This is a genomic window from Streptomyces pilosus (assembly GCF_014649835.1).
Taxonomy (GTDB): Bacteria; Actinomycetota; Actinomycetes; order Streptomycetales; family Streptomycetaceae; genus Streptomyces; species Streptomyces pilosus.
Map to the genome: position 1 here is coordinate 102,308 of NZ_BMTU01000012.1, position 20,944 is coordinate 123,251.

Below are 20,944 nucleotides of genomic sequence, written 5' to 3' on the forward strand. Positions count from 1 at the left end.
TTCACCCTACTGCGGCCGACGATCACGGTGCGCCCGCGTCGCCCCCGACCGTGGCGTCGTCGGCGGGCGCCTCCTCGCGCGGCGCGAGGGACGCGAAGTCACCGGTGTCCCCGAGCCGGACGAGGAACGGACGCAGCCGGGTGTAGCGGATCGCGGTGATGGAACACGGTTCGACGGCAATGCGCTGGAAGAGGTCGAGATGAAGTCCGAGTGCCTCCGCGACGAGCGACTTGATGACGTCGCCGTGCGAGCACATGAGGTAGACGGCGTCGGGGCCGTGATCACGCTCCACGCGTGCGTTCCACTCGCGCACCGCTTCGGCGGCGCGCGTCTGCATCGCCCGCATGGACTCCCCGCCGGGGAACGCCGCCGCGGAGGGGTGCGCCTGGACGACGTCCATGAGGGGCTCGTCCTTGAGGTCGGCGAGCTTGCGGCCCGTCCAGTCGCCGTAGTCGCACTCGTTGACACGCTCGTCGGTGTGCGCGGTGAGACCGGGACGGGCGTCGAGCAGCGGCCGGACCGTCTCCTGGCAGCGCCGGAGCGGGCTGGTGACGATCTCGGCCAGCGGCAGCTCGGCGAGCCGTCCGGGCAGTGCGGCGGCCTGGGCGGCCCCGCGGTCGTCGAGGGCCACGCCGGGCGTCCGCCCGGCGAGCAGTCCCTCGGTGTTGGCGGTGGAACGTCCGTGCCGGACCAGAAGCAACGTGGGCATGCGGCCAGGGTAGGCGTACGGGTGTGCGCGGTGTCCGTGAGGCGGGATGCGCCGTGTCCGTGAGGAGAGAGGAGAACGCGCTTCGTGATCGTCGACTGTGCCATCTACCGGGAGGGACGCCGGTCGGCGGGGCCCCACGACTTCTCCGACGCGCTGGACGAGGCGCGGTCGGCGGGGGGTTTCGTCTGGATCGGGCTGCACGAGCCGTCGGCGGAGGAGTTCGACCTGGTGGCCCAGGAGTTCGGGCTGCACCCGCTGGCGGTGGAGGACGCCCTCAAGGCCCATCAGCGGCCCAAGCTGGAGGTCTACGACGACTCCCTCTTCGTGGTCCTCAAGCCCGTCACGTACGAGCCGCGGACCGACACCGTCTCCTCCGGCGAGATCATGATCTTCCTCGGGGACTCGTTCGCGGTGACCGTGCGGCACGGGGAGGGCGCCCCGCTGGACGCCGTGCGCGACCGGCTCGAACGGGAGGCCGAGCTGCTGGGCGAGGGGGCGACGTCCGTGCTCTACGCGGTCGCCGACGCCGTGGTCGACCACTACCTCGACGTGGCGACCGAGCTGCAGACCGACCTGGAGGAGCTGGAGACCGAGGTCTTCACCCCCGATGCCGGCGACTCGCGGGGCACGGCGTCCCGGATCTACAACTTCAAGCGGCAGATCCTGGAGTTCCGCCGGGCCACCGGGCCACTGACACCGCCGATGGCCCGGCTCGCGGGAGTCGGCACGTACGGGGGGAAGGTGCCGTTCGTGGAGGACGGGGCGCGGCCCTTCTTCCGTGACGTGCACGATCACCTCACCCGGGTCAACGAGTCCGTGGAAGGTCTGGACCGGCTGGTCTCGGACGTGCTCTCGGCGCATCTCGCGCAGGTGGGCGTGCAGCAGAACGACGACATGCGGAAGATCTCCGCGTGGGCGGCCATGGCCGTGGTCCCGACGATGATCGCCGGGATCTACGGGATGAACTTCGAGCACATGCCGGAGCTGCGGTGGGAGTGGTCGTACCCGGTGGTCATCACGGGGATGGGGATGCTGGAGGTGCTGCTGTACCGGATGTTCAAGCGGCGGGGCTGGATGTAGGACGTGCGGGGCGGGGCCGGACGCGGGGCGGGGCGGGGGATGGATCAGGCCGCTTCCGGTTCGGGGGCCGCCGGGCCGGACAGCGCGTTCCGGCGCTCGGGCATGCGGAGGGAGACCATGCGGCGCCAGCCCCCCAGGCGTTCGTAGGCGTAGACCGCGTGGATGCCCGCCGCCAGGAGCGCCGCCTTGGGTCTCGGCCAGTTCAGGATGCGGCCCATGTGGGCCATCACGGCGAGGCTGACGTCCCGGTAGACGCGGATCTCCGCCAGCGCGCACGCGCGCAGGGTGCGCTGGATGGCCCGTCCGTGGCCGGCGTACGCGAAGCGCAGCAGTTCCTCGTGGCAGTAGGCGAGGTGGTCGTCCTCGTCGTTGGAGATCATCTTCACCGCGCGGCCGAGGTCCGGGTGGTCGGCGAAGTGCTTGCGGAGCAGTGCCATCTGCTCCGAGGCGCGCTGTTCGGTGACCCTGCTGTGCGCGAGGTAGGTCACGATGTCCTGCACGGTGAGCGGCTCGTCGCGCCTGAGCTTGTCGTGGGCCAGGCCGATGCCGTTCCGCTCCAGGAGCATCGTGTAGTCGGTGTCCGGGGGCACGGGGACGGGGTCGAGGCCGCGCTTCTTGAGCAGCGCGTCGAAGATGCGGCCGTGCTTGTCCTCGTCGGCGCCGTGCCTGGTGATCTTGGGAGCGAGGTCGCGCTGGGTCTCGGGGACCAGCGCCGCGATGCGGGCGTTCTCCCAGCCGCCCTGCGACTCGCCGCTGGCGGCGATCGAGCAGAACAGTGCGAACGACTCGTCGTGGTCGAGGATCTCCTGGAACAGGCTCCGTGCCGACAGCATGGTGGACCACCTCTCCGCGGGCTCTCGCGGTGCTGCACTGCCGCAGTTCCGCAAAGAAGGAGTCAAGTGCGAGGAGGCGGGTGCGGCAACCGGCGGGCCGGACAACTGCGCCGAAAGGAGTACGCGTGAGGGCGTGACCGCGGGTGTGCGGGGGTGTTGCCGGGGGTGACGGCCATGGCGGGGTGGCCCCCGGGCCCCCGCCACGGCCGCGGACGTGTCAGGCCAGGCCCGCGCGCTCCAGGGCCTCGGTGCCGGCGCGCAGGGAGGCGAGGCGCTCGTCGAGCGTGAAGCCGGCCGGCGCCAGGGTGAGGGTGGTGACCCCCGCGGCGGCGTAGGCCTTCATGCGGTCGGCGATGCGGTCGACCGAGCCGAGCAGGGTCGTCCGGTCGATCAGGTCGTGCGGGACCGCGGCGGCGGCGCCCTGCTTGTCGCCGGACAGGTACTTGTCCTGGATCTCGGCGGCCTCCCGCTCGTAGCCCATGCGCTGGGCGAGCTGGTTGTAGAAGTTCTGCTTGCGGCTGCCCATGCCGCCGACGTACAGCGCGGTGTACGGACGGAAGGTGTCGGCGAGGGTGGTGGCGTCCTTGTCGTCGCCGACGGCGAGGGGGACGGTGGGGCAGATGTCGAAGCCGTCGAGGGTCTTGCCCGCCTTCTCGCGGCCGGCGCGCAGGTGCCTGACGGCGGTGTCCTCGAGGTGGTCGGCCGAGGGGAAGATCAGCAGGGCGCCGTCGGCGATCTCGCCGGTCTGCTCGAGGTTCTTCGGGCCGATCGCGGCGATGTAGAGGGGGATGTGCTCGCGCTCGGGGTGCACGGTGAGCTTGATGGGCTTGCCGGGGCCGCCCGGGAGGGGCAGGGTCCAGTGCTCGCCCTCGTACGACAGGCGCTCGCGGGTCATGGCCTTGCGGACGATCTCGACGTACTCGCGGGTGCGGGCGAGGGGCTTGTCGAACTTGACGCCGTACCAGCCCTCGGAGACCTGGGGGCCCGAGACGCCGAGGCCCAGGCGGAAACGGCCGCCGGAGAGGGAGTCGAGGGTGGCCGCGGTCATCGCCGTCATGGCGGGCTGGCGGGCGGGGATCTGGAAGATGGCGGAGCCGACGTCGATGCGCTCGGTCTGGGCGGCCACCCAGGTGAGGACGGTGGCGGCGTCGGAGCCGTAGGCCTCCGCGGCCCAGCAGACCGCGTAGCCGAGGCGGTCGGCCTCCTGGGCCACGGCGAGGTTGTCCGCGTCCATTCCGGCGCCCCAGTAGCCGAGGTTGATCCCTAGCTGCATGACCGACTCCCCTTGCCGTACCGATGAGTAACGTCGCTTGTGCGCAGACCCTATACCTCCGGCGGTCGGGCAGTGTCTGCGGCGAGGGTGCCCGCGGCGCGGTGAGCGGGACGCCTGCGGCGCCGCTCTCCCTTCGGTGGGGGTGCGCGCGGCGCCCGCGGCGGGCGGGTGGCGCGGAGCCGGGGCGGGCGGCCGCACACGCCGTCCGCCCGCTCTCCGCGGCCGGTCGGGGCCGCGGGGAAAACGGTCGTCCACAGGGGCCCACGCCCGCGTCCGCGGCCAGTAATCTCGGCGTCCATGGAGCAGAGGCATCTCGGCCGTACCGGCCTGCGTGTGTCCCGGATCGGGCTCGGGACGCTGACCTGGGGCCGGGACGTCGACGAGCACGACGCGGCGGACCTGCTGAAGACGTTCTGGGACGCCGGCGGCACCCTCGTCGACACCGCCGACGTGTACGGCGACGGAGAGGCCGAGTACCTGCTCGGACGGCTGATGGACGGGCTCGTACCGCGCCGCGATCTGGTCATCTCGACGAAGGCCGGCAGCGTGCCCGACCCGGAGCGCCGCGTCGACGGCTCCCGGGGGCACCTGCTCGCGGCACTCGACGCCTCGCTCGCCCGGCTGGGCACCGACTACGTCGACGTGTGGCACATCCACGCCTACGACCCGGCAACCCCGCTGGACGAGACGCTCCAGGCGCTCGACATCGCGGTCGGCAGCGGCCGGGTGCGGTACGCCGGTGTCTCCAACTTCTGCGGCTGGCAGCTCGCCAAGGCGGCGACCTGGCAGCTGGCCGCGCCGGGCACGCGGACACGGCTGGCGAGCACGCAGATGGAGTACTCGCTGCTGCAGCGCGGTGTCGAGCGGGAAGTCCTGCCCGCCGCCGTCGACCTCGGCATCGGGCTCCTGCCGTCCTCACCGCTGGGGCGGGGCGTGCTCAGCGGCAAGTACCGGGGCGACGCCACCCCGGCGGACTCCCGGGGCGCCTCGGACCACCTCGCGCCGTTCGTCGAGCCGTACCTGGACGACACGGCGAGCCGCATCGTGGACGCCGTGACCACGGCGGCGGACGGGCTCGCCGTGACGGCGCTGCAGGTGGCGCTCGCCTGGGTCCGGGACCGGCCGGGGGTGGCCGCTCCCATCATCGGCGCGCGCAACGCGCAGCAGCTCACGGCGGCGTTGTCAGTGGAGGCCCTTAGTCTTCCTGACGAGATCTGCCGGGCGCTGGACGACGTGTCGGCGCCCGTGCACCGCTATCCCGATCACGACTGGAGCACGCTGTGAGCACCGAGCCGCCCGAGACGCCGGAGGACGCCGAGCCGGGGAGCGCGGACGGCACACCCGCCGAGGGTGCGCAGGTGTCCGAGGCCGAGGCCGAGCTGGCCGCGCAGCGGCTGGAGCGGGAGCGCATCGAGCGGCGCAAGGCGGAGCGGCAGGCGCCGGTCGAGGCCGGGGGCAAGCTGAGCGGTACGGCGGCCGATCTGTTGGCCGCCGTGCGGGCCGTGGAGAGCGGTCGGAAGCCGGCCGCCACCGTGTTCGAGGAGGAGCGGCCCGCCCCGCGGCGGCCCGCCCCCGAGCCGGTGCGGCGGACGCCGGCCGTGGCTCCGGCCGTTCCCGCGGCCGGTGCCGTGGAGGGTGTGCGAGGAGTGCTGGCACAGGGGGGCGCCCCGGAGGGGCTGGCCGTGCAGGCCGCCGCCGTGTGGGGCGAGGGGGCCGCCGAGGTGCTGCGCTCCGATCCGTGGCAGTTGCTGCGCATCGCCGGAGTGCGGCCCGAACAGGCCGACGCCTTCGCCCGGGCGCTGCTCGACACCGGGGCGGACCCGGGCGACGGGCGGCGGGGCCGTTCGGTCGCCGTGTGGCTGCTGGAGCAGGCCGCGACGGCCGGGCACACCGTGCTGGAGCCGGCCGCGCTGGCCGACGCCCTGGGGCGGCAGGGCGTGGCCGAGCCCGAGGAAGCCGTGCAGGACGCCATCGCGGAGGGGGACGTCCTCGTCTTCCAGGACGCACTCGGCGAAGCCGGGGAGGATGGCGAGCGGCCGGTTCGGGTGCTGGTCGGTCTGGAGCGGTACGCGATGGCCGAGGAGAGCCTCGCCGACGGACTGGCCCGGCTGATGAACTCCGCGACCGAGCGGAACGGCGCCGGTGAGGAGTGGGAGCGTGCGGCCGCCTCGGCGGAGGGGTCCGCCGGTGAGCTGATCCGGGCCGTCGCCGGGCACGGGCTGGTGCTGCACACCGGCGGGGAGGCCTCGTCGGTGGAGCCCGCGGCCCTGCTGGACGCGGCGCACGCGCTGGGGCTGCGGGCCTGGGCCGCCGCGCACGGTCCGCTCGGCCGGGCGCGGCTCGCGGCGCTCGTGGAAGGGCCCGGCGTCGCGACGGTCGGCGGGCTGCTGTCCGGGGCCGAGGGGCCCGGGCGGGACGCCGACGGCGCCTGGGACGTGGACCTGCTGGTGGTGCTCGACGCCCCGCAGCTGGACGTCGAGGCCGCCGCCCTGCTGACGGAGTCGCTGCCGGACGGGGCGCGGCTGGTGCTCTCCGGTGACCCCGGCGTGCTGTGGTCGGTGGGACCCGGACGGGTGTTCGCGGATCTGCTGGCGGCGCGGGTGTGCCCGCAGGTCGCCTCCCGGCGGCCCGACCCGGGGCCGCTCGGCGAGCTGGTCTCCGGGATCGGCGTCGGCGAGCTGAACCAGGTGGCGGCGCCCGGCAAGGAGGTCGTGATCGTGCCGGTGCGGGACGCGGGAGAGGCCGTGCACCGGACCGTGCAGCTGGTGGTGGACTCGGTGCCGCGCGCCATCGGCGTGCCGGCCGAGGACACCCAGGTGATCACCCCGGGGCACGGGGGCGCGGTGGGCACGCGGGTGCTGAACGCAGCGCTGAAGGAGCGGCTGAATCCGGGGCCGGGGCGGTTCGGCGGGTTCGACCCGGGCGACCGCGTGGCCTACTCCCCCGCTCCCGGACGCACCCTGCCGGGCCGCGTGGTGAGGGCCGACGGCGAGGGACTGCACCTGGAGTGCGCGGGCGAGGACGTCGTCGTGCCGAGGGAGCGGGTGGAGTCGGCCCTGCGGCACGGGTGGGCGCTGACCGCGCACCAGGCGGTCGGCTGCCGGTGGCCCGCGGTGGTCGTGGTGCTGCCCGGTGACGCCGTGCCGGCGCTGAGCCGCCCCTGGGTGTACACGGCGTTCGGCCGGGCCGGACGGCACCTGTCCGTGGTGCACGGGGTGGAACAGGCGCTGCCGCGCGCGGTGGCCGAGGTGACGGCGAAGCCGCGGACGACACGGCTGCCGGTGCTGCTGGCGCCGCAGGTGCCGGCGGGCACCGGCGTCTGAGACGGGCCGGATTCGCGTCCGTGCGGCGGCGGCACCCGTAGGGTCCGCCGCCGCACGGCAGCGGTCAGCGGTCAGCGTCGAGGGGTTCCAGGTCCTCGTCCTCGTCGAGCACCAGGGCCGGCATCTCCTCCAGCTCGTCGTCCCCGTCGTCGTCCAGGTCCTCGTCGTCGTCGAAGACGGCGCTGACGTCGAAGCGGCAGACCACCTGCTGCGTGTCCACCTGCTCGAACGGGGCCTCCAGCCACTCACCGGGTTCCGCCGGTTCGTCCGACGCGGTCACCCAGAGGGTCGAGTCGCCCTCCTCCAGGCCGAACTCCGCGTGCCGGGAGGCGATCTCGTCCGGCTCGAACTCGCCGAACAGCAGGCCGAGAGCCCCGTGGACGGTGCCGGAGGCTCCCGCCCCCTCGTCGTCCGCCGCCTCGATCCGCTGGGCGTGCGCGCGCAGCCGCTGCGGTTCCGCCACGGCGTAGTCGCGGCGGATCAGCACACTGACCGCGCTCGGCTCCTCGGGGCCGGTGTACGGCGGAGCGTCCCCGGCGCTGGGAATCTCGAAGGGCGTGACCTCGTCGTAGCGGTCGTAGAGCAGTTCGTCGTACGCCTCCGCGGCCGCGGCCAGCTGGTTGAACGCCTCGTAGACGGCCGGGTCCTCATCCCCCGACCGGCTTTCGACCGCGGCCAGGTGGCGGTCGAGCGCGGTCTTCACCGCCTCGGCGGCGGCGCGTACCTCGGCAGCGGTGGGCTGCGCAGCATCAGACATAGTGCAGACGCTATCCGTACCGGGGCCCGGCCCGCACAATAGATGCGATGCCGGAATACGAATTTGTCGACGTGTACGTACCGCGCGGGGTCTCCCGCAAGGAGACGGCACGTCTGCTGACGGACCACGCCGAGTACGGTCACTGGGAGTTGTACCGCCTGACGCTGATGCGTGACGGCAGCCGCAGGGTGCGGCTGCGGCGGCGGATCATCCGACAGGTGCGCGCCACCTGGTGAGCTCACCGCTCCCGGCCGGAATCACACGACGGAGCGGGCCCCGTGATCGCGGGGCCCGCTCCGTGTGTCCGGTGTCACGCCGCGGTGCGGGCCTTGCGGTAGAGGACCGCGCCGGCGAGCAGGGCGCCCGCGCCGACCGGGAGGGTGAGGCCCAGGGGCAGCTCGCTGCCGGTCCTGGCCAGCTCCGCGTCGGGCCGGGTCCCGGAGTGGGTGTCCGGCTGGTTGCCGTCCGGGGAGCCGGGCGGGGTCCGGTCGCCCGGGGTGTCCGGCTCGTCGCCGGGGGTGTCCGGCCGTTCGGGGCTGCCGGGGTCGCCCGGGTCGCCGGGCCGCTCCGGCGTCCCGGGACCGGTGTCGCCGTTCGCGCAGTCGTTGTCCGCGGCGGCGTTGCCCGCGCCGACGACGTCGACGGTGTTGCCGCAGACGTTCACCGGGACGTGCACCGGGACCTGGATCTGGTTTCCGGAGCCCACGCCGGGCGAGTCGCTCGTCTGCGCGTCGGCGGTGGAGCCGCCGTGGCCGCCCGGGCCGCCGCGGCCGCCGCCCGTGGCGGAGGCGCCGCCCTCGTTGGCGCAGGAGTTGCCCACGGACGGGTTGAGGGCACCGACCACGTTGACCGTGTTGCCGCAGACGTTGACCGGCACGTGCACCGGGGCCTGCACCGTGTTGCCGGACAGCACGCCGGGCGAGCCGGTGGCGGCGCCCGTCGGCCCGGAGTGGGCGTGGGCGGCCCCGCCCGCGGCGGCGAGCACGCCCGTGGCGGCCGCCATGGTCATCAAGCCCTTGCGGGTGACCTGTCGCATGTGATGATTTCCTGCCTTCGACCTGGTGCCGGGAAGCGGAGGTGGCCGGATTCCCGGTGTTCCGACGTTTCCGGGACCGGTCGGCCCCGGAGCGCATGGCACGCGCTCCGGGGCCGACGGGCTCGAGCCCTCAGTGGGCGTGCCCTAGAGGGCGAGACACGACGTCACGCGTTGACGCAGGTGTTGCCGAAGGTGGGGTTCAGCAGACCGATCACGGAGATCGTGTTGCCGCACACGTTCACCGGGATGTGGATCGGGGCCTGGATGACGTTGCCGGAAAGGACACCCGGGGAGTGCACGGCGGCACCCTGGGCACCCGAGTCGGCGGCGGCCATGCCCGCGCCCGCGAGAACCAGACCACCGGTGGCAGCGGCGACGGCGACGACCTTCTTGAGCATTGTTCCTCCTCGTTGGCAAAGCGATCCAAAGTCGCGGATCACATCACGGGTAACGAGGAGGAACTAATGAGGCTACGAGCTTATGGTCGCATTCACTCTTCCCGGTCAACTCCGCACGCCTGCCCGATTCTTGGGCACGTCGGACCGCCGCCTCAGGAGGCGTCCAGGAAACGGTCGAGCACCCGCACACCGAACTTCAGGCCGTCCACCGGCACCCGCTCGTCGACACCGTGGAACATGCCCGCGAAGTCCAGCTCCGGGGGCAGCTTGAGGGGCGCGAAGCCGAAGCCCCGGATGCCGAGGTCGTCGAACGACTTGGCGTCCGTCCCACCGGACAGCATGTACGGGATGGCCTTCGCGGCCGGGTCCTCGGCCACCAGCGCGGACTGCATCGCGTCCACGAGGGCTCCGTCGAAGGTGGTCTCGACGGCCTTGTCGGAGTGGACGTCCTCGCGCCGCACCTTCGGCCCGAGGATCCGGTCGAGGTCGGCGAGGAACTCCTCCTCGTGTCCGGGCAGGAAGCGGCCGTCCACGTGCGCGGTCGCCTCACCCGGGATGACGTTCACCTTGTAACCCGCGCCCAGCTGGGTGGGATTGGCGGTGTTGCTCAGCGTCGCGCCGATGAGCTTGGCGATGCCGCCCAGCTTCGCGAGGGTCCCCTCCATGTTCTCCGGATCGAGCTCGGTCCCGAGGGCGTCACCCAGCTCGTCGAGGAAGGCCCGGGTCGTCTTCGTGACGCGGACGGGGAACCGGTGCCGGCCGAGGCGTGCGACAGCCTCCGACAGTTCGGTGATGGCGTTGTCGCGGTGGATCATCGACCCGTGCCCGGCGGTGCCGGCCACGCTCAGCTTCATCCAGTGCATGCCCTTCTCGGCCGTCTGGATCAGATACAGGCGGCGCTGCTCGCTGACGGTGAACGAGAAGCCGCCCACCTCGCTGATCGCCTCGGTGACACCTTCGAAGAGCTCCGGGTGGCGGTCGACCAGGTGGCGGGCGCCGTACGTGCCGCCCGCCTCCTCGTCGGCGAGGAACGCCAGCACGATGTCCCGGGGCGGCTTGCGTCCGCTGCGCAGCCGGTCACGGACGACCGCGAGGGTCATCGCGTCCATGTCCTTCATGTCGACGGCCCCGCGTCCCCACACGCATCCGTCGGCGATCTCGCCGGAGAAGGGGTGGTGGGTCCAGTCGTCCGCGTTGGCCGGTACGACGTCGGTGTGGCCGTGGATGAGCAGCGCGGGCCGCGACGGGTCCTCGCCCTCGATCCTGGCCACCGTCGAGGCGCGCCCCGGGTGCGACTCGAAGATCCGCGGTTCCAGGCCCACCTCGGCGAGCTTCTCGGCGACGTACTCGGCCGCCTTGCGCTCGCCGGGTCCCGAGTGGTCGCCGTAGTTGCTGGTGTCGATCCGGATCAGCTCGCGGCAGAGGTCCACGACCTCGTCCTCACCGGTGACGCTCCTGGCCGTGTCCGTCTCGCTCACGTGCTTCCTCCCGCTGCTGGTGTTCGCGCTGGTGGGTCGCCCTCATCCTCTCTCCCCCGCGGGCGCGCCCCAAGACCCGGTCCGGCCCGTCATCCGCCGTTCACACGACGACGCGGCCGGACGGGGTGATCGGCCACCCCGGAACACCTGGTAATGTTTACTTCGTCGCCGCGGGGGGAAACCCGCGCGACAGACACCTTGTCCGGGTGGCGGAATGGCAGACGCGCTAGCTTGAGGTGCTAGTGCCCTTTATCGGGCGTGGGGGTTCAAGTCCCCCCTCGGACACATGAAGCGTGAGGGTCGCGACCGCGAGGTCGCGACCCTCACGGCGTTGTCGGCGGAGGGTGCCCATGACCGCTCGTTCCTGTCCCTGCGGACTGCCCGAGACGTACGGGGCGTGCTGCGGCCGCTTCCACGCCGGCGCCGCCGCGCCCACCGCCGAGCGGCTGATGCGCTCGCGGTACAGCGCGTTCGTCCGGCAGGACGGCGCCTACCTGCTGCGGACCTGGCATCCGAGGACGCGGCCTGAGCGGATCGACTTCGATCCCGGGACGCGCTGGACGGGGCTGGAGATCCTGGAGACCGGCGCCGGGTCGGCGTTCCACGAAACCGGGACGGTGACCTTCCGGGCCTCCTACCGGGGCGGTTCCCTGCACGAGCGCAGCCGGTTCGAGCGGGTCGGCGGTGCGTGGGTGTACGTCGACGGGGAGTTCCTGGACTAGGGCGCGAGGATGTCCAGTTCCTGGAGGGCGCCCTCGGTGATCTCGCGGGTGAGCCGTTCCGCGCGGGCGGCGTCGCGGGCGCGGACCGCCTCGGCGAGCTGGACGTGCAGGGTGACGGCGGCCGGGTCGGGGTCCTCGAACATCACGTCGTGGTGGGTGCGGCCGGCCAGGACCTCGGCGACCACGTCACCGAGGCGCGCGAACATCTCGTTGCCGGAGGCGGCCAGGACGACGCGGTGGAACGCCATGTCGTGGAAGAGGTAGCCCTCCAGCTGGTGACCGCGCGAGTGGGCGACCATGCCGAGCGCGCACTCGGTGAGTTCGGCGCACTGCTCGGCGGTGGCGTTGCGCGCGGCCAGACCGGCCGCGACCGGCTCGATCGCCGAGCGCAGGACCGTGAGGGAGCGCAGCTGCCGGGGGCGGTCCGCGCCCGCCAGGCGCCAGCGGATGACCTGGGGGTCGTACACGTTCCACTCGTGGGCCGGCAGGACCGTCACTCCGACGCGGCGCCGGGACTCCACCAGGTGCATGGACTCCAGGACGCGGACCACCTCGCGCATCACGGAGCGCGACACGTCGAAGCGCTGGGCGAGCTCGTCGGTGCGCAGCACGCTGCCGGGCGGATGATCGCCTGCGGTGATCTCGGGGCCGAGGGTGTCCAGTACCCGGCCGTGCAGCCCTCGGCCCGTGGTGCTCATGCACTCAGAGTACGGGGCGGATCACCCGAGCAAAAAGTCAGACTTATATGTCACACACTCTTGAATTCGTCGTATCTAATGCGCTTCAGTTGCGTCGACATCACGTGTCGACGGAGACAGCAGACAGCGAGGCAGCGATGAAGACCCCCCATGTCGTCGTGGTCATGGGCGTCGCGGGCACCGGCAAGACGACCATCGGTCCCTTGCTCGCCGCCCGGTACGGCGTCCCCTACGCCGAGGGCGACGACTTCCACCCGCGGGCGAACATCGACAAGATGACGGCCGGCACCCCGCTCACCGACGACGACCGGTGGCCCTGGCTGGACGCCATCGGCGCCTGGGCGCACGGGCGGGCGGGCCGGGGCGGGGTGGTCAGCTGCTCGGCACTGAAGCGGTCGTACCGCGACCGGCTGCGGGCCGCCGCGCCCGGCGTGGTCTTCGTCCACCTCACGGGTGACCGCGCGCTCGTCGAGGACCGGATGTCGCACCGGCAGGGACACTTCATGCCCACGGCGCTGCTCGACTCCCAGTTCGCCACGCTCCAGCCGCTGGAGCGGGACGAGTCCGGGGTCGCCGTGGACGTGACGGGCAGCCCCGAGGAGATCACCGAACGGGCGGCCGCCGCCCTCGACGTCCTCCCCTGACCTCCCGGTCCCCACCCTCCGGGGCGCCCCCGGCCCCGGCTCCTCCCCACCCCCGTACACGCAAGGGAACCACCGTGACCAGACTCAGCGTCGAGATGCTGGCAGCGGACGCACCCGAGGCGATCACCTCGGCCGGACACGCTCAGCTGGGCATCGCCGTCCTGGCGGGCATCGCCGTCATCGTCCTGCTCATCACCAAGTTCAAGCTGCACGCCTTCCTGTCCCTGACCATCGGCTCACTGGCGCTCGGCGCCTTCGCCGGGGCGCCCCTGGACAAGGTGATCACCAGCTTCAGTGCCGGGCTCGGCTCCACCGTCGCCGGTGTGGGCGTGCTGATCGCGCTCGGCGCGATCCTCGGCAAGATGCTCGCCGACTCCGGGGGCGCCGACCAGATCGTCGACACGATCCTCGAACGGGCGAGCGGCCGCACGATGCCGTGGGCGATGGTGCTGATCGCCTCGGTCATCGGCCTGCCGCTGTTCTTCGAGGTCGGCGTGGTACTGCTGATCCCGGTGGTGCTGATGGTCGCCAAGCGCGGCAACTACTCCCTCATGCGCATCGGCATCCCGGCGCTCGCCGGTCTGTCCGTGATGCACGGTCTGGTGCCGCCGCACCCCGGCCCGCTGGTCGCGATCGACGCGGTCGGCGCCAACCTCGGTGTGACGCTGGCGCTGGGCGTGCTGATCGCCATACCGACGGTGGTCATCGCCGGTCCGCTGTTCTCGAAGTACGCCGCCCGCTGGGTGGACGTCCCGGCGCCCGAGCGGATGATCCCGCAGCGGCCCTCGGAGGAGCTGGAGAAGCGTCCCGGCTTCGGCCCGACGCTGGCCACGATCCTGCTGCCGGTCGTGCTGATGCTGGCCAAGGCGCTGGTGGACATCGTGGTCGACGATCCCGAGAACTCGGTGCAGCGGGTGTTCGACGTGGTCGGCTCCCCGCTGATCGCCCTGCTGGCGGCGATCCTCGTCGGCATCTTCACGCTCGGCGTGCCCGCCGGGTTCAGCCGGGAGCGGATCTCCTCCCTGGTGGAGAAGTCCCTGGCGCCGATCGCCGGCATCCTGCTGATCGTCGGCGCGGGCGGTGGCTTCAAGCAGACGCTGATCGACACCGGTGTGGGCCAGATGATCCTGGACATCTCCGAGGACTGGTCCATCCCGGCGCTGCTGCTGGCCTGGCTGATCGCGGTGGCGATCCGGCTGGCGACCGGTTCGGCGACCGTGGCGACCGTCTCGGCGGCCGGTCTGGTGGCGCCGCTGGCGGCCGACATGTCGACCACGCACGCCGCCCTGCTTGTGCTGGCCATCGGAGCGGGTTCGCTGTTCTTCAGCCACGTCAACGACGCCGGTTTCTGGCTGGTGAAGGAGTACTTCGGACTGAACGTCGGCCAGACGATCAAGACCTGGTCGATCATGGAGACCATCATCTCGGTGGTCGCCGGTGCTCTGGTCCTGCTGCTGTCGCTGATCATTTAGCCGGCCCCGGCCTCCCTCCCCGCGTACGGGCCCCCGCTCCTCCTTCATGAGGGGCGGGGGCCCGCTCGTCGTGCCGGGAGGCGCGCTGCCCGGACGGCGGAGGACTAGGGCGTGCGTCCGGCCTCCTGGTCGAGCCGGAAGGCCTCGTTGCCCAGTCCGATGCGGGCGTGGGTCTCGGGTGCACGGGCGCGCAGGAGCGCTCCCTGCACCAGGCCGACGACGAGGGCGAGCCCGATGACACCGGGCAGCACCCAGCTCAGGGACGAGCCGGGGCCGGCCCCGACCAGGACGTCGAAGTCCCTGACGGTGTAGCCCGCGATCACCGTCAGGGCGATGCCCGCCAGGGCCGAGGTGACCAGGCGCCAGGCCTGTGCGCCGGCCGCTCCGCGCCGGACGAAGAAGACGACGACGGACAGGGAGGCGATGGCCATCAGCACGATCACGCCGAGCGCGCCGATGTTGCCGCCCCAGGTGAACAGGTGCAGGACCGGGGCGGTGGGGTCGCCGGCGGGCTTGTCGTCGGTCAGCGCGAAGACGAGGACCAGCACGGCGGCGATGACGGTCTGCAGCAGCGAGCCGGTGCCGGGGGCGCCGCTGGTGCCGGTGGTGCGGCCGAAGGCGGCGGGCAGCAGGCCCTCGCGGCCCATGGCGAAGGCGTACCGGGCGACGACGTTGTGGAAGCTGAGCATCGCCGCGAACATGCCGGTCACGAAGAGGACGTGCAGGACGTCGGTGAAGGTGCCGCCGAGCCGTTCCTCGGTGAGGAAGAACAGCAGGCCGGCGCTCTGCTCCTGGGAGGTGCCGACGATCGCGGCCGGACCGGTGGCGACGGTCAGCGCCCAGCTGCTGAGGGCGAAGAACACCGCGACCCCGGTCACGGCGAGGAACATCACGCGCGGCACGAGCACGTGCGGCCTGCTGGTCTCCTCCGCGTACACGGGGGCCTGTTCGAAGCCGAGGAAGGCCGCGATGCAGAAGCACAGGGCGGTGCCGACGCCGGCGCCGGTGAGCGTGTCCGGGTTGAAGGCGTGCAGCGACAGGCCCTCCTCGCCGGGGTCGGCGACGGCGGCGATGTCGAAGACGACGACCAGCAGCACCTCGACGACCAGCAGGACGCCGAGGACGCGGGCGTTGACGTCGATCTTCAGCCAGCCCAGCGCGCCGACGGCGAGGACGGCCACGAGCGAGGGTATCCACCAGGCGATCTCCAGGTCGGCGTAGGTGGCGAAGAGGCCGGCGACCTCGAAGCCGAAGATGCCGTAGATGCCGACCTGGAGGGCGTTGTAGGCGACGAGCGCGACCATGGCGGCTCCCGCGCCGGCGGTTCCGCCGAGTCCGCGGGAGATGTAGGCGTAGAAGGCGCCCGCGTTGTGGACGTGCCGGCTCATCTCCGCGTACCCGAGGCTGAAGAGGACCAGTACGGCGCCGAGGAGCACGAAGAGCAGCGGCTGGCCGACGATGCCCATCACCGCGAATGTGGTGGGCATGACACCAGCGACCACCATGAGGGGAGCGGTCGCGGCCAGCACGGAGAGCAGCAGCCCCCCGGTGCCGAGGCGGTCGGCGCGCAGCGCACGCTCCTGCCCCTTGAACGTACTGATGCCGTCGGCCGTGGCTCTGTTCCTGCTCGAACTGTCCGTCGTCATCTCTGATCCGTCCTCGGGTCGGTGGTGGGTGTCGGCGGGTGCGGGGTGTCGCGGCGGGAACCGGGTCAGCCCCTGCCCAGTGCGGCGGCGCGGGCGGTACGGAAGGCGGTCAGGGGGTCGCGGTCGGGGTAGGACCAGGGGGCCGGTGCGGCGTGGTCGCCGATGCGGTGGAACAGGGCGGCGGCCTCGGCGCCCCGCCCCTCGCACACCTTGGCGTGGGCGAGGAAGTTCAGGTCGACCAGCCGGCGCGGATGCTCCTCGTGCTCCCACTCCAGCCACCAGTCGAAGGCGGCCTTCATCACCTGGCGGGCGCGGCGGCCGACCCAGTGGCCGGAGGCGACCGGGTCGGCGGGCACGTGCCCGGCGGCGGCCAGGGTGCGGTAGCGCTCGGCGTGCGCGATGACCGGCAGGATCGCCAGCGGTGAGTCGGCGGGTGCCTGCTCGGCGGCCCAGTTGGCGAAGTCGTACACCTCGTGCAGCGGGTCGGGGCCGGCCTCCACGCGACGCTCCGCGAGCCAGCCGACCATCAGGTGGTGGGCGTGGTGGTGGTCCGGGTGCCGGGTGCGGACCTGCTCGAAGATCCGGACGACGTCCCCTTCCGCGCCCCGGGCGCACTCCAGCAGGAGCAGCCCGAGCCACGGGGTGGGGTCGGCGGGCCGCAGCTCCGCGGCCGCGAGGCAGTCCTCGCGGACGCGGGCGGGCTTCTCCTTGCCCCGCAGCGCGCGCCGCACCCCGGCGAGGGCGAGCAGCAGGGTGGCGTCGGCGGAGCCGGGCTCGGCGAGCAGCCATTCACGGGCCCATGCGGCGCAGTACGGCTCGCGGGCCAGCACCGTGATCCGGTGGCCCCGGCGGTCCCAGTCGTCCCCCGTCCGGCCGAGCAGTGAGCGGGTGGTCTGCCAGCGGCCCTGCGCGAGTGCCGTCCGCGCGGCGGCGAGTCCGGCGTCGTCGAGAGCTTCGTCGAAAGCCTGCGCCGCGCGTTTGCGGGCACGGCCGAGGGGAGGCGGGGGTGGGGGCACCGCGGGACTTCCTCACGCGCTCTTCTTGTGGCTCGGCCCATGGCGGGTGGTCGGGTGCGGCAGTGGTCGGCTGCCGACAGCCATGGGCTGATCACGGACAGCAAACCGCCAGCCATCGGATCACGTCAAGGGCGTCCGAGGTGTTACACGCGTCAACTCCGGTCACGAAGAGGCAACTTGTGTTACTTCCCGGGAGGCGGTCGCGGTGGGCACGGGGTGCGGCGCCGCCGCCGGCCGCGGATCGCCGGATGCCCCGGCCGCGCCGCCGGCCGACGGTCGGCGCGCTGCTTGGATGGCCCGATGAGTGCTGAGGAGATCATCGACATCGTCGACGCGGACGACCGGGTGGTCGGGCGGTCACCGCGCGGTGAGGCCTACGCGCGGGGGCTGCGCCACCGCTGCGTCTTCGTCCTGGCCCGGGACGCCGGGGGAAGGCTCTTCGTCCACCGCCGCACGGCCACCAAAGCGGTTTTCCCCTCGCTGTACGACATGTTCGTCGGCGGGGTGGTCGGCGCGGGCGAGGGCTACGACGAGGCGGCGCTGAGGGAGGCCGGGGAGGAGCTGGGGGTGAGCGGACTGCCGCGCCCCGCGTACCTGTTCAAGTTCCTGTACGACGACGGGGCGGGGCGGACCTGGTGGTCGGCGGTGTACGAGGTGCGTTGCGAGCTGCCGGTGCGGCCGCAGGCGGAGGAGGTGGCCTGGCACGCCTTCCTCCCGGAGGACGAGGTGGAGCGGCGGCTGTGCCCCGGCGGGTGGGAGTGGGTGCCGGACGGGCTGGAGGCGTACGAGCGGCTCAGGCGGTGGCGGGCGGACGGGCCGGCGGGTCGGTAGGGCCGCACGGTCGGTAGGGCCGGACGGGCCGGACGGGCCGGACGGGCCGGACGGGCCGGACGGGCCGGGCGATCGGTAGGGTTTCGGGTGTGATCGATTTCGCGCGGAACGTCCGGCTGTGGTTCGCGCCGGCGGAGGTACGGCAGGAGGGAACGACGCCCGACTACCGGTTCTCGCTGGCGAACGAGCGGACGTTCCTCGCCTGGTTGCGCACCGCGCTCGCACTGATCGGCGGCGGGTTCGCCGTGGATCAGTTCCTGCCGGACCTGCGGTGGGGGTGGCGGGTCGGGCTCGCGCTCGCCCTGCTCGCCGCGGGCGCGTTGTGCGCGCTGCGGGCGGTCAGTCACTGGGTGCGGTGCGAGCGGGCGATGCGGCGGGGCGAGGACCTGCCGGTGTCGCGGTTCCCTGCGCTGCTGAGCGCGGTGGTGGCGGTGGTCGCCGTGGCGATGGTCGTGGTGGTGCTGTTCGGGTGGGAGGGGTGAGCGGGGCGGTCGCCCCGGGGGCCGGGAGGGATCCCGGGCTGCAGCCCGAGCGGACGCGGCTGGCGTGGCGGCGCACGACGCTGTCGGGCACGGTGGTGGTCGCGCTGGCCCTGCGGGCGGCGTCGGCGGACGGCATGCCGGCGGCCGGGGTGGTCGCGTGCGCGCTGTGCTGCGCCTGGTGGCTCGGGTTCCTGTGGATCGCCCACCGGCGGATCCGGGGGCTGGCGGCGGTGAGTGCGCCGGGGGCGCCGGCGATGCCGTACGCGGTGGGGGCGGTGATCTGCACGGTGGCCCTGGCGCTGTGCGGGGCGGTGCTGGTCGGGGCGGGGTGAGGGGGGCGGGCGGAGGGCCCGGCGGGTGGCCGCCCCCGCCGCCTCTCCCCCGGACGGACTATTCGCTCACCCTGACCACGATCTTGCCGCGGGTGCGGCCCTCCTGGTTCAGGCGGTGGGCGTCCGCCGCGCGCTCCAGGGGGAAGGTCTCCGAGACATGGATGGTGACCACGCCCTGGTCCGCCAGGTCGGACAGGTGCTGGAGGTCCTGGGGGTCGGGGCGGACGAACCAGTACCGGCCGCCGAGGCTCACCACCTCCGGGTCCGCGATCGAGGCCATGCGGCCCTCGGGAGCGAGGAGGTTGACGGACGCCCGCAGGGCCTCCCCGCCCACCGAGTCGAACACCGCGTCCACGCCGCCGGGGGCCAGTTCCCGCACCCGCTCCGCCAGGCCCTCGCCGTAGCTCACCGGCTCCCCGCCGAGTCCGCGGACGAAGTCGTGGTTGCGTTCGCTCGCCGTGCCGACGACGCGGGCGCCGAGGTGGACGGCGAGCTGGACGGCGATGGACCCGACCCCGCCCGCCGCGGCGTGCACCAGAACCGTCTCGCCCCGCTTCACCCCGAGGACGCGGTCCAGCATCTGCAGGGCCGTCAGGCCCGCCAGGGGGAGGCCGGCCGCCTCCTCGAAGGACATGCTCCCCGGCTTGCGCGCGAGGGTGCGCACCGGGGCGGCCACGTACTCGGCGAAGGTGCCCCCGGAGAGGACGTCGGCGCGCACGTATCCGATCACCTCGTCGCCGACGGAGAACTCCGGCACGGCCGGGCCCGGCTGGACCACCACGCCCGAGACGTCCCAGCCCGGGACCACCGGGAAGACGGCCGGGAGGACGGCGTCGAGGTAGCCCTCGCGGCACTTCCAGTCGACCGGGTTGACGGCCGCCGCCCGCACCTTCACCAGGACCGCGTCGGGACCTACCTTGGGATCGTCGACCTCGCCGAGTTCGAGCACCTCGGGGCCGCCGTACCGTGCGTAGCTGATCGCCTTCATGGGTCCGACCCTCCGGGGTCGGACCGGGCCGTGCAAGCCGTACCGCGCGATATGCGCCATTCGCGTGGCGCGCGGGACGCCCGGTGCGTGCCGTGAACGCCTATCGTGGGCCCGGTCACGTTTCGTCGCCGCTCTGGACGACATACCGACCGGTCGGCATCATGGGCGGATACTGTTTCCCGCCCGGAGGAGCGACGATGAGCCCCGACCACCCGCCCGGACTCGATCTCGACCGGCTGCGCGGCCTGCTCGAACGGGAGCGGCCCGGCCTGGTGAACGGCCCGCTCTCCGGCCGGCTGATCGAGGGCGGCAGGTCGAACCTCACGTACGCGGTCTCGGACGGTCACCGGAGGTGGGTCGTACGCCGTCCTCCGCTGGGTCATGTCCTGGCCACCGCCCACGACATGAAGCGCGAGCACCGGGTGATCAGCGCGCTGCACCCGACCGCCGTACCCGTGCCCCGTCCGGTGCTGCTGTGCGAGGACGAGGAGGTGCTCGGGGCGCCCTTCTACGTGATGGAGTTCGTCGAGGGCACCCCGTACCGCACGGCCGGGCAGCTCGCCCCGCTGGGAGCCGGGCGCACCCGGGACACCGTGCTGAACCTGGTGGACACGCTCGTCGAGCTGCACGCCGTGGACCCCGGCGAGGTGGGACTGGCCGACTTCGGCCGCCCCGAGGGCTTCCTGGACCGGCAGTTGCGGCGCTGGGGCAAGCAGCTGGACGCCTCCCGCAACCGGGAGCTGGCCGGGATCGACGAGCTGCACGCCGCGCTCGGACGCGAGCTGCCCGGTTCTCCCGCGCCGACCGTGGTGCACGGCGACTACCGCCTGGACAACGCGCTGATCGGCGAGGACGACCGGATCAAGGCCGTCCTCGACTGGGAGATGTCCACCCTCGGCGATCCGCTGACCGACCTCGGACTGCTGGTGATGTACAGCAGCCCGCTGGGCATGCCGGACTCCCCCGTCTCCACCACCGCCGAGGCCCCGGGGCACCCCACCCCGGGCGAACTGATCGAGCGGTACGCCGCGCGGTCGGGACGCGACGTCTCCGCGGTGTCCTGGTACACGGCGTTCGCCTGGTTCAAGCTCGCCGTGATCCTCGAGGGCATCCACTACCGCTACACGCTGGGCCAGACGGTCGGGCGCGGTTTCGACCGCATCGGCGACCTGGTGCCGGTCTTCATCGAGCACGGTCTGACCACTCTTCAGGAAGGCTGATCCGAG

At 72.9% G+C, this 20,944-nt stretch carries 22 protein-coding genes and 1 tRNA gene; 12 read left to right on the forward strand and 11 right to left on the reverse strand.

The window, feature by feature from the left end; genetic code table 11:
• Positions 1-22 precede the first annotated feature (22 nt).
• On the reverse strand, positions 23-709 hold the full coding sequence (locus tag IE118_RS25930) for a histidine phosphatase family protein (RefSeq protein ID WP_189560459.1): 687 nt from the start codon (positions 707-709) through the stop codon (positions 23-25).
• An 84-nt stretch (positions 710-793) separates the two neighbouring features.
• Here IE118_RS25930 and IE118_RS25935 point away from each other — a divergent pair, with 84 nt between their 5' ends.
• Positions 794-1,789 carry a magnesium and cobalt transport protein CorA gene (locus IE118_RS25935; protein ID WP_189560460.1) on the forward strand — a complete coding sequence of 332 codons (996 nt, stop codon included), beginning with the start codon at positions 794-796 and terminating at the stop codon, positions 1,787-1,789.
• 44 nt (positions 1,790-1,833) lie between these two features.
• Here the strand turns inward: IE118_RS25935 and IE118_RS25940 are convergent, their stop codons facing one another.
• Both IE118_RS25940 and IE118_RS25945 read right to left on the reverse strand, forming a co-directional pair.
• Entirely contained in the window at positions 1,834-2,622 is a 789-nt protein-coding gene (locus IE118_RS25940) for a ferritin-like domain-containing protein (protein WP_189560461.1), read from the reverse strand.
• Positions 2,623-2,839: 217 nt separating this feature from the next.
• The gene (locus tag IE118_RS25945) at positions 2,840-3,895 is read right to left on the reverse strand and encodes an LLM class F420-dependent oxidoreductase (protein WP_189560462.1); all 1,056 of its coding nucleotides are present in this window, start codon (positions 3,893-3,895) and stop codon (positions 2,840-2,842) included.
• 297 nt (positions 3,896-4,192) lie between these two features.
• Between IE118_RS25945 and IE118_RS25950 the strand changes: the two genes are divergently transcribed.
• Both IE118_RS25950 and IE118_RS25955 read left to right on the forward strand, forming a co-directional pair.
• Positions 4,193-5,179 carry an aldo/keto reductase gene (locus IE118_RS25950; RefSeq protein ID WP_189560463.1) on the forward strand — a complete coding sequence of 329 codons (987 nt, stop codon included), beginning with the start codon at positions 4,193-4,195 and terminating at the stop codon, positions 5,177-5,179.
• Complete coding sequence (locus IE118_RS25955) at positions 5,176-7,218, forward strand: ATP-dependent DNA helicase (protein ID WP_189560464.1); 2,043 nt, start codon at positions 5,176-5,178, stop codon at positions 7,216-7,218. The genes IE118_RS25950 and IE118_RS25955 overlap by 4 nt, the downstream gene beginning before the upstream one ends.
• 64 nt (positions 7,219-7,282) lie before the next feature.
• Here the strand turns inward: IE118_RS25955 and IE118_RS25960 are convergent, their stop codons facing one another.
• Positions 7,283-7,975, reverse strand: coding sequence for a hypothetical protein (locus IE118_RS25960; protein WP_189560465.1), 693 nt, complete (start codon positions 7,973-7,975; stop codon positions 7,283-7,285).
• A 47-nt stretch (positions 7,976-8,022) separates the two neighbouring features.
• Here IE118_RS25960 and IE118_RS25965 point away from each other — a divergent pair, with 47 nt between their 5' ends.
• Positions 8,023-8,211 (forward strand): DUF5703 family protein, encoded by a 189-nt coding sequence (locus tag IE118_RS25965; protein ID WP_004933366.1) that lies wholly within the window; start codon positions 8,023-8,025, stop codon positions 8,209-8,211.
• A gap of 74 nt (positions 8,212-8,285) precedes the next feature.
• On the opposite strand, the gene IE118_RS34635 is transcribed toward IE118_RS25965, so the two are convergent.
• The 3 genes from IE118_RS34635 to IE118_RS25980 form a co-directional block, all read right to left on the reverse strand.
• Positions 8,286-9,011, reverse strand: a complete 726-nt coding sequence (locus tag IE118_RS34635; protein ID WP_189560466.1) for a chaplin — start codon at positions 9,009-9,011, stop codon at positions 8,286-8,288.
• Positions 9,012-9,175: 164 nt separating this feature from the next.
• Positions 9,176-9,409, reverse strand: coding sequence for a chaplin ChpH (chpH, locus tag IE118_RS25975; protein WP_189560467.1), 234 nt, complete (start codon positions 9,407-9,409; stop codon positions 9,176-9,178).
• A 152-nt stretch (positions 9,410-9,561) separates the two neighbouring features.
• On the reverse strand, positions 9,562-10,887 hold the full coding sequence (locus tag IE118_RS25980) for a M20/M25/M40 family metallo-hydrolase (protein WP_189560468.1): 1,326 nt from the start codon (positions 10,885-10,887) through the stop codon (positions 9,562-9,564).
• Between the two features lie 200 nt (positions 10,888-11,087).
• On the opposite strand from IE118_RS25980, the gene IE118_RS25985 reads away from it, so the two are divergent.
• Together IE118_RS25985 and IE118_RS25990 are read left to right on the forward strand one after the other, a co-directional pair.
• Positions 11,088-11,172, forward strand: a tRNA-Leu gene (locus IE118_RS25985).
• Positions 11,173-11,237: 65 nt separating this feature from the next.
• Positions 11,238-11,609 carry a YchJ family protein gene (locus IE118_RS25990; RefSeq protein WP_189560469.1) on the forward strand — a complete coding sequence of 124 codons (372 nt, stop codon included), beginning with the start codon at positions 11,238-11,240 and terminating at the stop codon, positions 11,607-11,609.
• Here IE118_RS25990 and IE118_RS25995 read toward each other — a convergent pair.
• On the reverse strand, positions 11,606-12,307 hold the full coding sequence (locus IE118_RS25995; protein ID WP_189560470.1) for a FadR/GntR family transcriptional regulator: 702 nt from the start codon (positions 12,305-12,307) through the stop codon (positions 11,606-11,608). The genes IE118_RS25990 and IE118_RS25995 overlap by 4 nt on opposite strands.
• 137 nt (positions 12,308-12,444) lie before the next feature.
• Between IE118_RS25995 and IE118_RS26000 the strand changes: the two genes are divergently transcribed.
• Together IE118_RS26000 and IE118_RS26005 are read left to right on the forward strand one after the other, a co-directional pair.
• The gene (locus IE118_RS26000) at positions 12,445-12,951 is read left to right on the forward strand and encodes a gluconokinase (protein ID WP_189560471.1); all 507 of its coding nucleotides are present in this window, start codon (positions 12,445-12,447) and stop codon (positions 12,949-12,951) included.
• 74 nt (positions 12,952-13,025) lie between these two features.
• Positions 13,026-14,423: a GntP family permease gene (locus IE118_RS26005; RefSeq protein ID WP_189560472.1), complete on the forward strand. Its 1,398-nt coding sequence runs from the start codon at positions 13,026-13,028 to the stop codon at positions 14,421-14,423.
• 104 nt (positions 14,424-14,527) lie between these two features.
• Here the strand turns inward: IE118_RS26005 and IE118_RS26010 are convergent, their stop codons facing one another.
• Both IE118_RS26010 and IE118_RS26015 read right to left on the reverse strand, forming a co-directional pair.
• A complete protein-coding gene (locus IE118_RS26010) occupies positions 14,528-16,069 on the reverse strand; it encodes an APC family permease (protein WP_189560473.1) in 1,542 nt (513 codons plus the stop codon).
• A 65-nt stretch (positions 16,070-16,134) separates the two neighbouring features.
• Positions 16,135-17,085 carry a hypothetical protein gene (locus IE118_RS26015; protein ID WP_189560474.1) on the reverse strand — a complete coding sequence of 317 codons (951 nt, stop codon included), beginning with the start codon at positions 17,083-17,085 and terminating at the stop codon, positions 16,135-16,137.
• Positions 17,086-17,385: 300 nt separating this feature from the next.
• Here IE118_RS26015 and IE118_RS26020 point away from each other — a divergent pair, with 300 nt between their 5' ends.
• The 3 genes from IE118_RS26020 to IE118_RS26030 all read left to right on the forward strand — a co-directional run bounded on the left by IE118_RS26020 (position 17,386) and on the right by IE118_RS26030 (position 18,730).
• On the forward strand, positions 17,386-17,916 hold the full coding sequence (locus IE118_RS26020; protein ID WP_189560475.1) for an NUDIX domain-containing protein: 531 nt from the start codon (positions 17,386-17,388) through the stop codon (positions 17,914-17,916).
• An 89-nt stretch (positions 17,917-18,005) separates the two neighbouring features.
• The gene (locus IE118_RS26025; RefSeq protein WP_189560476.1) at positions 18,006-18,398 is read left to right on the forward strand and encodes a YidH family protein; all 393 of its coding nucleotides are present in this window, start codon (positions 18,006-18,008) and stop codon (positions 18,396-18,398) included.
• Positions 18,395-18,730: a DUF202 domain-containing protein gene (locus IE118_RS26030; protein ID WP_189560477.1), complete on the forward strand. Its 336-nt coding sequence runs from the start codon at positions 18,395-18,397 to the stop codon at positions 18,728-18,730. Before IE118_RS26025 ends, IE118_RS26030 begins: the two co-directional genes overlap by 4 nt.
• A gap of 58 nt (positions 18,731-18,788) precedes the next feature.
• Here IE118_RS26030 and IE118_RS26035 read toward each other — a convergent pair whose 3' ends face one another.
• Entirely contained in the window at positions 18,789-19,718 is a 930-nt protein-coding gene (locus IE118_RS26035; protein WP_189560478.1) for an NADP-dependent oxidoreductase, read from the reverse strand.
• A 197-nt stretch (positions 19,719-19,915) separates the two neighbouring features.
• Here IE118_RS26035 and IE118_RS26040 point away from each other — a divergent pair, with 197 nt between their 5' ends.
• Complete coding sequence (locus IE118_RS26040; protein WP_189560479.1) at positions 19,916-20,938, forward strand: phosphotransferase family protein; 1,023 nt, start codon at positions 19,916-19,918, stop codon at positions 20,936-20,938.
• The last annotated feature ends 6 nt before the right edge of the window (positions 20,939-20,944 follow it).